The organism is Aurantiacibacter rhizosphaerae (assembly GCF_009807005.1).
GTDB classification, from domain to species: Bacteria; Pseudomonadota; Alphaproteobacteria; order Sphingomonadales; family Sphingomonadaceae; genus Alteraurantiacibacter; species Alteraurantiacibacter rhizosphaerae.
In genome coordinates, this window is sequence record NZ_WUBR01000003.1 from 452,146 (window position 1) to 465,620 (window position 13,475).

General features: G+C 61.5%; 11 protein-coding genes. 7 read left to right on the plus strand and 4 right to left on the minus strand.

The annotated features are described in order from the left end of the window. Nucleotides 1-20: 20 nt before the first annotated feature. From GRF63_RS14465 to GRF63_RS14475, 3 genes are all read left to right on the plus strand, one after another. Nucleotides 21-1,070, plus strand: a complete 1,050-nt coding sequence (locus GRF63_RS14465; protein ID WP_160486730.1) for a LacI family DNA-binding transcriptional regulator — start codon at nt 21-23, stop codon at nt 1,068-1,070. Nucleotides 1,071-1,107: 37 nt separating this feature from the next. Next, entirely contained in the window at nt 1,108-2,814 is a 1,707-nt protein-coding gene (locus GRF63_RS14470; RefSeq protein ID WP_160486731.1) for a sulfatase family protein, read from the plus strand. A 71-nt stretch (nt 2,815-2,885) separates the two neighbouring features. Next, complete coding sequence (locus GRF63_RS14475; RefSeq protein WP_160486732.1) at nt 2,886-4,226, plus strand: sulfatase-like hydrolase/transferase; 1,341 nt, start codon at nt 2,886-2,888, stop codon at nt 4,224-4,226. 21 nt (nt 4,227-4,247) lie between these two features. Here the strand turns inward: GRF63_RS14475 and GRF63_RS14480 are convergent, their stop codons facing one another. Together GRF63_RS14480 and GRF63_RS14485 are read right to left on the minus strand one after the other, a co-directional pair. Then, on the minus strand, nt 4,248-5,546 hold the full coding sequence (locus GRF63_RS14480; protein WP_160486733.1) for an MFS transporter: 1,299 nt from the start codon (nt 5,544-5,546) through the stop codon (nt 4,248-4,250). 78 nt (nt 5,547-5,624) lie between these two features. After that, nucleotides 5,625-7,124, minus strand: a complete 1,500-nt coding sequence (locus tag GRF63_RS14485; RefSeq protein WP_160486734.1) for a sulfatase — start codon at nt 7,122-7,124, stop codon at nt 5,625-5,627. A 253-nt stretch (nt 7,125-7,377) separates the two neighbouring features. On the opposite strand from GRF63_RS14485, the gene GRF63_RS14490 reads away from it, so the two are divergent. The 4 genes from GRF63_RS14490 (at nt 7,378) to GRF63_RS14505 (ending at nt 11,233) form a co-directional block, all read left to right on the plus strand. Continuing rightward, a complete protein-coding gene (locus GRF63_RS14490; protein WP_160486735.1) occupies nt 7,378-8,541 on the plus strand; it encodes a DUF2235 domain-containing protein in 1,164 nt (387 codons plus the stop codon). Nucleotides 8,542-8,634: 93 nt separating this feature from the next. Then, nucleotides 8,635-9,969 (plus strand): alkaline phosphatase PhoX, encoded by a 1,335-nt coding sequence (locus GRF63_RS14495; RefSeq protein WP_160486736.1) that lies wholly within the window; start codon nt 8,635-8,637, stop codon nt 9,967-9,969. Beyond that, nucleotides 9,969-10,442: a low molecular weight protein-tyrosine-phosphatase gene (locus GRF63_RS14500; RefSeq protein ID WP_160486737.1), complete on the plus strand. Its 474-nt coding sequence runs from the start codon at nt 9,969-9,971 to the stop codon at nt 10,440-10,442. The genes GRF63_RS14495 and GRF63_RS14500 overlap by 1 nt, the downstream gene beginning before the upstream one ends. Further along, nucleotides 10,442-11,233: a fructosamine kinase family protein gene (locus GRF63_RS14505; protein ID WP_160486919.1), complete on the plus strand. Its 792-nt coding sequence runs from the start codon at nt 10,442-10,444 to the stop codon at nt 11,231-11,233. Before GRF63_RS14500 ends, GRF63_RS14505 begins: the two co-directional genes overlap by 1 nt. 1 nt (nt 11,234) lies before the next feature. Here GRF63_RS14505 and GRF63_RS14510 read toward each other — a convergent pair whose 3' ends face one another. After that, complete coding sequence (locus GRF63_RS14510) at nt 11,235-12,299, minus strand: enoyl-CoA hydratase/isomerase family protein (protein WP_160486738.1); 1,065 nt, start codon at nt 12,297-12,299, stop codon at nt 11,235-11,237. Nucleotides 12,300-12,307: 8 nt separating this feature from the next. Beyond that, entirely contained in the window at nt 12,308-13,453 is a 1,146-nt protein-coding gene (locus tag GRF63_RS14515) for an acyl-CoA dehydrogenase family protein (protein ID WP_160486739.1), read from the minus strand. Between the last annotated feature and the right edge of the window lie 22 nt (nt 13,454-13,475).

The window sequence follows — 13,475 nt, forward strand, 5'->3', positions numbered from 1 at the left end:
TGAGCGGGAGAGGCTAGCTGATGGCAAGAGTCACGATCAAGGATATTGCGAAGCACGCAGGCGTTTCGTTCAAGACCGTATCACGCGTCATCAACAAGAACCCCAGTGTGGGGGAGGACTTGCGCGAAAAGGTAGAGGTGTCGATGACGGCGCTGGGATACCGTCCCAACCGTGCCGCCAGTCTTCTTCGCGGGGGCAAGTCCTACACCATCGGCCTGATCCTGGGCCCGCTGACGGGATATATCGAGCCGGGTTCGGATCGGTCTATTCCAACCTACATCACGGACATTATTACCGGCCTGCTGCAATCATGCGGGCGGGCGGGCTATCACCTGCTGATAGAGCCCATCACCAATGATCAGATCGAGGCCGGAGCAGAGGCGATCGATGCTCTGCTGGAGGATATGACGCTGGACGGCCTCGTGCTTGTCCCCCCGTTGTGTGACCGTCTCTGGCTGGTGGACCACCTGATAAACAAGGGCATGCCCTGCGTGCGCATCAATCCGGGCAAGGGGCACGAGCGGACGATCTCTATCGGCTTCGATAACGAGGCGGCGGGGGCCGAAGTCGCCAGTTACGTCCTGCGGCACAACCATCGCAAGGTGGGGTATATTTCGGGGCCGCCCAACCACGGATCGCACCACCTTCGCTGGCAGGGCTTCTCGCGCACGCTTTGCGAGGAGAGTGACGTCGAACTGCGTGACCTTGGCGGAAACTTCACCTTTGACAGCGGTTGGGCCGCTGCAGAGCAGTTCCTGAACGAAAGCTCCGACTGGCGGCCAACCGCCATTTTCGCCGCCAATGACGAGATGGGCGCCGGTGTCATCGCCTATGCCAAGAGCATCGGCCTGGATGTTCCGGGAGATATCAGCGTGATCGGCTTCGGCGATCTTGCCGTCGCATCGCAGTGCTTCCCGCGCCTCACCACCGTTCGGCAACCGACCATCGAGATCAGCCGGGATGCGGCGACGGAACTGATCAATGCGGTGGCCATGCGCGATATGGCTGAAGGGAAAGTCGTGAACCATCCCTACCGCTTCGTTGAACGCGCTTCCTTCGCCGCGATCTGAACGCAGCGGTAAACAGACAAATATACCAGAGGTCGTCATGAAATTCGCACCGAGAGCCAAGGCTCTTCTCACAGGGCTGGCACTGCTGACAGGCGCGTGCGCCCACCCGCTTTCTGCAGAGCAGACGGGCCCGGCAGACGGCTCCGTTGCCGAGAACCAGCCGCGCAACATCATCTTCATCCTCGTTGACGATCTGCGGTTCGATGGCATGGGATTTTTACAGCCCGAATTGCAAACCCCGGCGCTGGACAGGCTGGCACGCGGCGGCACCTATATGCCCAATACGCTGGTCACATCATCACTGTGCAGCCCCAGCCGCGCCACGATCCTTACAGGCATGACAGCGCGCAATCACGGTATCGTGGACAACAATGATTCCAGCGAGGATGGCCTGACCTTTTTCCCGGCCTACTTGCAGCAGGCGGGCTACGACACGGCCTTCATCGGCAAGTGGCACATGGGCGCAGCCTCTGATGAACCGCGTGCCGGGTTTGACAAATGGGTCAGCTTCAAGGGGCAGGGCAGCTACTACCCCAATCCCGATGCCCCGCAGGGACGCGAAACGACCTACAATGTCGACGGCAAAGTTGTTCCGCAGCGCGGCTATATCACCGATGAGCTGACCGATTATGCGATGAACTGGCTGGAAAGCGAGCGCGATCCCGATCAGCCTTTCATGCTCTATCTCAGCCACAAGGCAGTCCATTCCGATCCTCTGCCCGCACCGCGCCATGCGGGCCAGTATGACGACGTGGTGTTCGATCTGCCCGCCAGTTCGGCAAACACGCCGGAGAATTACGAGGGCAAGCCCCTGTGGGTCTATAACCAGCGCAACACGTGGCACGGCCTCGATTTCTTCTACAATTCAGACATGTCGATGCAGGAATATCTGCGCTATTATTATTCAACGCTGTCCTCGGTTGATGACAGCGTAGCCCGCATCCTCGCCTATCTGGAAGCCAACGATCTGGAGGATGATACGCTGATCGTCTTCACATCGGATAATGGCTATCTGATTGGCGATCATGGGCTGATCGACAAGCGCAATGCCTACCAGCCGTCTGTGCAGGTGCCGATGCTGGTCTATGCGCCGGGGGCGGTGCCGGCAGGGGTGGTAAACCCCGGTCGCATCCGCAATCTCGACTTTGCGCCCACGTTCCTGTCGCTGGCAGGCGTGGCATTGCCGGCGCAGTTCGAAGGGCACAACGCCTGGCCGCTGATGACCGGCACGATGACAACCGCCGATTGGCAGCCCGATGATTTCATCTACGAATATTACTGGGAATGGACCTTCCCAATGACGCCGGGGACGTTCGCCATCGTGCGCGACAATCTGAAGTACATCCAGTACTACGGCGTCTACGATATCGAGGAATTGTACGACCTTTCGCAAGACCCGGAAGAGATGAACAACCTCATCGACGATCCGGACTATCTGGATGCCAAGATCGAACTGCGCCAGGCGCTGTTTGAGCAACTGGCTGACCAGGACGGTCGCCATGTCATTCCCTACACCAAGCGGCACTCTCGCGGCAGCGTGCGGCGCATGGAAGGCGGCACGCGCGCTGCCGATTTTCCCGATCGCTGGTATGTTGAGCCCAACCGCCTGGACCGGCTGGACGATATTTTCGCTGACAGTCCAGCCAAGGAAGCAGCGCACGAACGCGGAGAGGCCATGTCCGAATTCCCCGTTCTGGGCACCGGCAGCAACAGCGTGGAGCAGGCCAGCAAGGGGCTGGAATAATGATGACTGGCGGTGCAAAATTGCGCACAGGAGCTCTTTGCCTCATCGCCTTAGTCGCGGCCCTGGCAACCGTGGCCCTGTCATCCGCGGCTGGGCTGGCGCAGGATAATTCGCCCCGCGAACGGCCCAATGTCATCGTGATCCTGGCTGACGATGTCGGCGTGGAAGCATTCCGGGCCTATGGCGGAGAGCACGATACGCCCAACATCGATCGCCTGGTTCGCGAAGGTGTGACTTTCGACCATGCCTTTTCCACTCCCCTGTGTTCGCCCAGCCGGACGCGCCTGATGACGGGCAAGGAAAATGCACGCAATTACGAGGCTTTCGGATATCTGGGGCCGGACGAGCGGACTTTCGGCAATCTCTTCAGCGATGCAGGATACGTCACCGGTATCGTGGGCAAGTGGCAGCTGAGCGGCAACGGGTTCGACGGGCGCACCGGCATCAGCCCCGCGCAGGCGGGCTTTGGTCAGTCCCTGCTCTGGCAACTGGAGCCCGGTCCGCAGAAAGGCTCCCGCTATTGGGGGCCGACCCTGTGGCGGGACGGCGGCTGGCTGATCCCGGAAGAGGGGTTCGGCCCCGATTATCTGAGTGATTATGCATTGTCCTTCCTGGACGAGCACGCGGACAGTCCGTTCTTCCTCTATTACCCTATGGTGCTGGTGCACGATCCCTTCGTCGCCACCCCGGCAGAGCGCGTGGGCGGTGATGAACAGCACAATTTCGGCCTGCTGATGCAATATATGGATCGCATGGTGGGCCGCCTGCTAGACCGGCTGGATGCGCTGGAGCTGACAGACGATACGCTGGTGGTGTTCACGGCGGACAATGGCACCAACCGGCGCATCTATTCGCAGCGTAACGGGCAGCGGATCAGGGGCGGCAAGGGTTTGCCCACGCTGACAGGAACCCACGTACCGCTGATGATGCGATGGCCGGGCACCATCCCGGCGGGCGAAAGGCGCAGTGGCCTGTTCGACTTTACCGATGTCCTGCCCACCATTGCAGAGGCCGCCAGCCTGCCTGTTGCCGCAGATGTAGACGGCGTGAGCCAATTGTCCGTGGCGCAAGGCAGATCACGCTCCGCGCGCGAGACGATTTTCCAGCATTACGCCCCTGTGTGGAGATGGCCGTCGACCCGCTTCGTGTTCGACCTTCAGAGGAAGCTTTACGAAGATGGCCGCTTTGTCGCGCTGGACCTTTCGCTGGGAGAGGAAACCGAGCTGGATCGGCAATCCCTTACCGCTAAGGATAGTGAGCAACTGGCGCGGTTCCAGGCCATTCTTGATGCCGATACAGCCCCGCTCGATCAGGAACGCTACCCCTGGTGTGCAGGTCTTGAACCGAGTGTCGAGGGTGGTGACCCCGTGCTCGTCGGATGCGGTACGGCTCCGGGCAACAGGGCTGACTGACAGGGCCAGCTAGCCGAATGCCTATGAAGTGACCGTGGCAGGCACGCTGGCTGGCGCAAAGAGGCTGCGGATGCCTGTCAGCAGGATGGCCAGCGCAGCCACCGATCCAACAGCGGTCACGATAGCCAGCGAGTCCGCCAGCCTCTGCGGGTCTGCGAAGACGAAATCCGTTGTCAGCGCCACCGCCACCGGAGCCAGCGCGCCGCCAATCAGGTTGAGCGTGATGCCCGCCACCGCCAGCAGGCGCGCCCTTTGGGCCGTCGGCGCGAGATTGAGCATGATGGCGTAGCCGAGCGAGACAATGATCCCGCCCAGCAGCGAACGGCAAAAGAATAAGGCCAGGCACGCATAGGGAGAGGCGACCAAAGGCAGGCCGATGGCGAGCGGTGCCGAGACCGACGCCGCCATGATCAACAGCAGCACTTGTGGCTTGCGGGTGCGCGTGATCCGCTGCAGCAGTTCGACGAGATAGCCGCTGCCAAGGGTGCCCAGCAACCCGGCTGCAATCGTGATCGCGCCTGCCCAGAACCCGATATCCTCGATGGCCCAGCCATGCTTGCGCAGGAACAGCGCAGGCAGCCATGCGCCGACAGCGGTCGCCACGAACACCAGCATGGTCAAGGTGAGCATGACCCGCAGATAGTTCGATGGGGGCGCAAACAGGAAGGTGAACACCGGCCCTAAAGGTTTGCGAGGTGCGGAGCTCGTTTTGCTGCGGCCATGGTCCGCCTGTCCAAAAAGTACGGCGGCGAGGACAAGGCCGGGCAGCCCTGCGATCAGGTAGATGATTTTCCACCCGCTGATCGCTGGCAGGGGACCGATCGCGAAAATGCCGAATGGATCGAACCAGGCGGCCAGCGCGCCGCCGATCAGCATGGAACTCCCCACGCCGAAATAGATGCCACTGGCGTAGACGCCCATGGGCTTTGCGATTTTCGGGCCAGCGTAGCGTTCGGCAATCAGCGAACCGGCTGCGGGCGTGATGCCCGACATCGCGGCCGCCGAACCCACTCTCAGCAACAGCAGAGCGGCAAAGCTGGACGCAGCTGCCGCAAAACTGGTGAGCAGGCTCCAGACCGTGACGAGAATGCCGAGCAGGCGGAACCGATCCTCATGATCCGCCACGTGCCCCAGGGGCAGTGCGGCAATAACGTAGCTGATGGAGAACGCAGCGCCGATAAACAGCCCGATCAGCGTATCGCTGACGCCGAATTCAAGCCGGATCGGCTCTGCCAACAGCGTGGCGAGGGTGCGGTGGAAAAAGGCGAGCGTCTGCACCGACGCCAGCAAGGCAACTGCTTTCCAGCCCGCAGACAACATTGCTTGCTTTCCCTCGCCCGTACACCTTCCCGGTTTCATCGGGCACTAGCGAGGAAGCTGCGGTTTGTCTCGGCTCTCTTACGGATCGATATACCTGGCGCATGGCGTGCCCAGCGTGATCGTGGCCCGTTCCGGCTGGTGAAGGCAATCGCGCTCCGGGTCGTAACGCAGCGGAGCGGGGCGATCTTCCACCTCGTCGGGTAGGAGTGCGCCCAGGCGTTTCACGACATCTGCATAGCGGGGATCGTCCGCCAAATTGCGGGTTTCATCGGGGTCTACCGAGTGATCAAAAAGCTGCCTGCCTTTGCGGCCCGCCTCGAATTCGGCGTAGTGCCACCGCGCGGTGCGCACGCTGCGCCCGCCTGCGATCTGCGTGTAGACGGGTCGATCCCAGCCTTCCAGTGCCGGTTCGGACAGCAGCGGCATCAGGCTGCGGCCCTCTACGGCGTCCGGCACAGATAAGCCAGCCAGTTGGGCAAGCGTTGGGAAGAGATCGATCAATTCGACAAGGCGCGATGAAGCAGCGCCATTGCCCATCGCATCAGGTGCATAGATCACCAGTGGAACGAGGGCCGAAGGCTCCCACAAAAGGCGCTTTGCCCACTGATCATGTTCACCCAGAAGGAAACCGTGATCGCTGACGAACACGACGATGGTGTTATCGGCAAGACCGTTTTCATCCAGCGCGGCGAGCAGTCGGCCAACCTGTGCATCCACGAAGCTGGTGGCGGCGTAGTATGACTGGATAAAGCGGCGCTGCTCAAGTTCGGTCATGCCCATGTCATCCGGAATGAACAGGGCGGCGGCTTCCGGCGGCGCTGTCTGATCGGCAGCAGCCCAGGCCGGTATGTCAGCCAGATCGTAAAGATCGAAATAGGCTGCTGGGGCAACCTCTGGCACATGCGGACGGTAGAAACCTGCCGCGATAAAAAACGGTTCGTCCCGGTGCTGCGTAATCAGGTCGATGGCCTTGGTCGCAACCATTCCGTCGGTCTGCTCAAGATCTCCCACCTCGTCCCGATAGAACGCGAGGGCGGAGCCGATATGATTGCCGGGCGTCATGTTCTGAAGGCGATCGAGAACCTCCAGGTCATGACCTGCAGGATCGATAGCGATGTCCCAGCTTTGCGGATCGTCGGGGCCGGGGCGGCCCACACCGCCGGGAACGCCCTGGTGGAAGATTTTCCCCACGCGCCCGGTAAAGTACCCATTCTGCCGGAACAGTTCCGGGATCGTCACGAGGTCCGGGCGTTTTGCGCGAAGGGGCGTGGATAGATTGGTGACGCCCACGGTATCGGGCCGAAGTCCGGTCATAAAAGAGGCGCGGCTGGGCGCGCACCACGGATATTGGGAATAGGCACGGTCGAACCGCACGCCCTTGCTGGCCAGTTCATCGATATGCGGGGTCAGCACTTGCGCGCCGTATGTTCCCAGGCGGGCATTGAGATCGTCCGAAACGATGAAGAGGACGTTCGGCCTTTTCGCGGATGTTGCAGCGGCAGACGGCTGCGGATTGCTGACGCACGATGTCAGCAAGGCGGCTGAGAGAATGAGCCATAGTGATGCGAAAAGTTTCATGTCAGATCTCAACCATATGCCTGCTTTGCCAGCAGTGGATTCATGATCTAGCCGCTTGTGACAACGTTGTCCATCGCTCCTGCCGGCTAACCGCAGGCCGTGCCTTTTGCGCCCTTCACACAAGCAGCTTGGTGCGAATACTTCTCCCGCAAGCGTCGGTTTTCAATAGTTTGCCGCTTTATGCTAGTCAGGCTGTCCCGCATGGGTAGCCACTTACGTTTGGAGCTGTTTTCGCGGGGGAAGGGGATGCGCTTTGGCGAAGAATATCGTCATTCTGCTTGATGGAACGTCGAACCAGATCAGCAGCAACCGATCCAATGTGCTGCGGTTTTACGGTATCCTTGCCAAGAGCGATGAGCAGGTCGTCTATTACGATCCGGGCGTCGGCACATTGGGAACGGGCAGCCGCTTCTCGCACTATCGTACCAAGATGGTTGAACTGCTGGGCCTGGCGACAGGATACGGCCTGGATGACAATGTGAAGGAGGCTTATCGCTTCCTCGTCGAGAATTACGGAAGCCGGGGCGCTGACGAGGAGCGCGACCGCATCTACATCATCGGTTTCAGCCGCGGCGCGTATACTGCGCGTGTCCTGGCGGGATTTCTGAACGCGTTCGGATTGATGGAGAAGCGCAACCTCAACCTGCTGGACTATGCCTATCGCGCCTACAAGCGGATTGGGGAGGAGGGGCAGGACGAGGCGACCGCCTTTGCCGAGATGCGCCTGTTCGAACGCATCCTGCGGCCCGACCGTGCTCCGGTGCGCATGCTTGGCCTGTTCGATACTGTGGCCTCTGTGATCGAGCATGGCCGATATGGCCTGCGCCTGAAATCCCACGCTTTCACCAGCCGTAACCCGTCTGTCGAAAGCGTGTTTCATGCCGTTGCGATAGAGGAACGGCGAACGATGTTCAGGCCCGTTCTGTGGGAGAAGGACCAGGAATATCGCGGCAATCCCTTCAATGCGAAAGGGGCCAGACCGCAGCAGCTGAAGGAAGTATGGTTTCCCGGCTATCACGCCGATGTCGGGGGCGGCCATGCAGAAGAAGAAAGCGGTTTATGCAAGGTGCCACTGGTCTGGATGATAGAGCAGGCGCGCACCGCGGGACTTCAATTTACCACGCGCAGCGTCAACAGCCTGGTGCTGGGGTCCGATCCCGCTTCCAAATATGTTCCGCCAAACAGGCTGGGTGAAACCCATGATTCAATGAATCTGGCCTGGAGCATCCTTGAGATGCTGCCGCGCCGCAAGGCGGTCTGCTCCAGGCGTCCTTCCATCTTCGGGTGGTCCATTCCATGGTTTGAACGGCGCCATATTCCAACGGGCGCCAGTATCCATCGCGCGGTGGAGGATCGAAAGGCGGCAGGGATGGGGTGGCCAAAGAATATCCCGGAGGATTTTACCTTCGTCGAATAGGGCACGCACCGGCACGGGCTGTCATAACCTTGGCGCATTTGGCATGTATTGCGCCGTCTCGAATCGAAACTCCTTAATAGGCACGCATTAGTTATGATGGCAGCAGACCGCCGCAAGTTCCTGGCCGCAACGGGTACGGCTTTTGCCGGGCTTTTCCTCAATTCCTGCACGGCGACCGGGGCGCGCGTTTCCAGCAGCCCTGCGCTATCGGGCGCGGATAGCCCAGTCGGCCCGCTGGTTCGCGATCCGGCGGGTATCCTGGATCTGCCGCAAGGCTTCTCCTATCGCGTGATCTCCCGCCATGACACAGCGATGAGCGATGGCGGCACCGTGCCCGATCGCGCCGATGGCATGGGCTGTTTCGATCTGGGCAATGGCAAGCTGGCACTGGTGCGCAACCATGAATTGCAGCCGCAGCATGATGGCGGAAGCATCCCCGCCGGCCCGGCCTTCGATACAGTCGCGCGATCGCTGCGCCCGCTGCCCGGTGGCACCACCACGCTAGTGCTGGACGCCGCCACGCTGGAGGTTGAACGCGAATATCGCAGCCTTGCCGGCACGATCCGCAATTGCGCCGGCGGCATCACGCCCTGGGGCAGCTGGTTGACTTGCGAGGAGAACACCGCGCGCGCGGACGGTCGTATCAACAAGGATCACGGCTGGGTTTTCGAAGTGCCGGCCAGCGCACCCGGACTTGTCGATCCCGTGCCGCTCACCGCTATGGGTCGCTTCAATCACGAGGCGGCCTGCGTCGATCCGGCCAGCGGCATCGTCTATCTGACCGAAGACCGTGACGATTCCGTGCTCTACCGTTTCCTGCCCCTGCGCCCCGGACAATTGGCGCAAGGTGGCACCTTGCAGGCGCTGGTGCTGGAGAACGTCGCCGATACGCGCAACTGGTCGAATCGCAGCGTGGCCGTGGGGCAGCAAATACGCGGATCCTGGATCACGCTGGATAATGTGGAGGCCCCCGATGACGATCTGCGTGAGCGTGCGGCGGCGCAAGGTGCTGCCCTGTTCGCACGCGGAGAAGGCATCTGGATGGGCGATGGCGAAATGTATTTCACCTGCACCAGCGGAGGCGTTGCGCGGCAGGGGCAGATATTTCGCCTGAAGCCAGCCATCCACGAGGCCGATATGCTGGATCTCTTTTACGAGAGCCCGGAAGAAAGCGAATACAGCTTTGGCGACAATATCACCGTTGCGCCTTCGGGCCATTTGGTGGTGTGCGAGGATTCCTACAATGACGTGGTGCACAATCACCTGCGCGGGATTACGCCTCAGGGCGCTGCATATGCACTTGGTCTGCTGACCATGCAGACGGAGCTCGCCGGGGCGTGTTTCTCTCCAGATGGCAAGACGATGTTCGTCAATGCCTACAGCCCCACGATGACCTTCGCCATCACCGGCCCGTGGCCCGCGGCCTGATGTCGTCTGCTGAAGACCCGCCTGCCATTCTGTTCGTCTGCCTCGGCAATATCTGCCGCTCTCCCATGGCGGAAGGGGCCATGCGCGCCGCGATCAGCCGCGCCGGGCTGGACCTGCAAATTGACAGCGCCGGAACGGGCCACTGGCACGTGGGCAATCCGCCAGACCCGCGCGCCATCGAAACCGCGCGCCGCAACGGCGTGGACATTGCGGATCAGCGCGCGCGGCAGGTTACGGCAGAGGATTTCACGCGCTTCACCCATATCTTTGCGCTGGATGCCGATAATTTGCGGAACCTTCGTGCGTTGGCGCCAGGCAGCGCAACTGCCGAGGTGGCGCTGTTGATGGATGCAGTGCCAGGGCGCGGGGGGCAGGCCGTGGCCGATCCCTATTACGGCGGTGATGACGGGTTCATGGAAACCTGGCGCGATGTATCGGCCGCGGCAGAGGCGCTGGTGTCGCGCTTCTCGTGATGTTGGCAGATCGGATCGGCGCGGCACTGGGATTGGCGGTGCGCGAGATCCGGCAATTGCCGGGCGGCGATCTGGGCGGTGCATCACTGGCGACGCTGGCTGACGGGCGGCGCGTAGTGGCCAAAACCGGCGCGCTGGTGGCGAAGGAGGGCGCAATGCTGCGCGCAATCTCTGCCACGGGCGCCGCCTCACCATCGGTGCTACATTGCGAGCCCGAATTGCTGGTGATGGAATTTATCGAAAGCGATGGCCGCGCAGGCTGGCAGTCGCTGACGGAAAATTTGCACGCTCTGCATGCGCCGCAGGATCGCCCCTACGGCTGGCATGCAGACTATGCCTTTGGTGAAGTGGCTATTCTCAATTCTCCGCTGAATGATTGGGCCCAGTTCTGGGCGCAGCGGCGGCTCTTGCCCTTTTGCGATCACGTGGACGCCTCAATCGCCGTTCGGATAGAGGCGCTGTCTGCTCGGCTCCCGCAAATGCTGCCAGCATCGCCGCCCGCAGCTTTGCTTCATGGCGATCTGTGGGGAGGTAATTTCCTGTTCAACGACGGATGTCTGGCAGGATTGATCGATCCCGCCAGCTATTATGGCGATCGCGAGGTGGATTTCGCTATGCTGCAGGTGTTCGACAATCCGCCCGACGCCGTCTTCGAGGCAAGCGATCTTGCGCCGGGGTGGCAGGACCGCGTGCCGGTCTATCAGCTCTGGCCGATGCTGGTGCACCTGCGCCTGTTCGGCAGTGCCTATCGCAGCCGGGTAGAGAGATTGCTGTCAGCCTGCGGCGTGTAAATCAGGCGCTTGCCGCCTCAGGGAAGGGCGTCCACTCCTCGCCTTCGGGCATATCTTCGAATATCGCGCTCACCATATCGTCATCGATGTCTGCCGGATCGGACGGTTGCCATTGCGGATTGTTGTCCTTGTCCACCAGCACGGCGCGCACGCCCTCTGCAAAGTCTGGCCGCATGATCATCCTGCTGGCGATGCGATATTCCATGGCCATGTTCGCGGCGAAATCCCGGCAGTCGGCATTCTCTGCAAACTGGCACAGCGCCACCTTTGCCGTCATCGGGCATTTCGCTTGCACTGCGGCCAGTTCCTTGGCCGCCCAGGCGCTGTCATCATTCTGCAGGGCGGCGATGATGCCTTCCAGCGTGCCGGGCGCGAACAGCGTATCGATCTTGCGCTTGTTTTCGGCGATGCGCGCCTGGGGCGCTTCGCTGGAAAATTCGTCGAGAATGCGCCCGATTGCGGCAGGTTCCGCGATGATGCGTGCCTTCACCTCGGCCAGCTTTTCGCTTTCGATATAATGCGTGGCAAGGCCCGCCCACAGACATTCCGCCCCGTCCAGCCGCGCACCTGTCAGCGCCAGGAACTTGCCCGTCTGCCCCGGCAGGCGCGGCAGGTAATGCCCGGCGCCCACATCGGGGAACAGGCCAATTGCGCCTTCGGGCATGGCGAACTTGGTATTCTCCGTGGCGATGCGGAACTTTGCCGGCTGGCTGATGCCCACGCCGCCGCCCATCGTCACCCCGTCCATGAAGGCCACAACGGGCTTGGGATAGGTGAACAGCAGGTGGTTCAGCCTGTACTCCGCATGGAAGAACTCGCGCCCGCGCGCGCCGCCGTCTTCCATTGCCGAATTGCGCAGCAGTGCCACGTCGCCGCCGGCGCAAAATCCGCGCCCCTCGGCATGATCGATCATCACCGCCTCAATGGCATCGTCAGCAAGCCAGCACAGCAATGCCTCGCTCATGCTCTGGCACATGTCCAGCGTCAGCGCGTGGATCGCCTTTGGACGGTTCAGGGATATATGCGCCACGCTGGCGTGGCTGTGAATGTTCAGTTGTTCGGTCATCGGGGGGGTCAGTCTTTCAGAAGGTCGCGGCCCACGATCATGCGCATCACCTGGTTAGTGCCCTCCAGGATGGAATGCACGCGCAGATCGCGCCAGAAGCGTTCGATCGGGTAATCTTTCAGATAGCCATAGCCGCCCAGCAGTTGCAGTGCATCGTTCACCACCTTGCTGCCGGTGTCGGTGGCAAGCCGCTTTGCCATGGCGGAGAACTTGCTCTTGTCAGGCGCGCCGTCGGTGACCTTGGCGGCAGCGAGGTACAGCAGCGCGCGCGCTGCCTCCAGTTCTGTGGCCATGTCGGCCAGCATGAACTGGGTGTTCTGAAATTCGGCGATCGGCTGGCCGAACTGCTGGCGATCCTTGGTGTAGGCTACCGCCTCGTCCAGGCAGCGCTGCGCCCCGCCCAGCGAGCAGGCGCCGATGTTCAGCCGTCCACCGTCCAGACCCGCCATGGCGAACTTGAAACCGTCGCCCTCGTCACCGATGCGATTGGCCACGGGCACGCGGGCATCCTCGAAGATCAGCTGCGCAGTCGGGCTCGCGTTCCAGCCCAGCTTCTTCTCCGGCGCGCCGAAGCTGAGGCCGGGGGTATCCTTGTCCACCACGATGGCAGAGATGCCGCGGCTCTTGTGCTCGCCCGTGCGCACCATCACCACGTAGACATCGTTCACCCCGCCGCCGGAGATAAACTGCTTGGTGCCGCTCAGCACATAGTGATCGCCGTCCAGCTTTGCCGAGGTCTTCAGCGCTGCCGCATCGGAGCCGGAGCCCGGCTCGGTCAGCGCATAGCTGGCGAGCTTTTCCATGGTGACCAAATCGGGAAGGTAGCGATCCTTCAGATCCTGACCGCCGTAAGTGTCGATCATCCAGGCGGCCATATTGTGGATGGAAATAAAGGCGCTGGTGGTGGGACAGCCATAGGCCATCGCCTCCATGATCAGCGCAGCCTCCAGCCTGCCGAGCGCAATGCCGCCAGACTCTTCCGACACGTAGATTGCGCCGAAGCCAAGCTCTCCGGTCTGCTTGATCACGTCCACCGGGAAGTGGTGCTTCTCATCCCACTGGGCTGCGTGCGGCGTGATGTTGTCCGCCGTGAAGCGCCGCGCCATCTCCTGGATGGCGAACTGGTCTTCTGAAAGCTGGAATTGTCCGGTCATGCGGGTCTCCTGCGCGGCATTG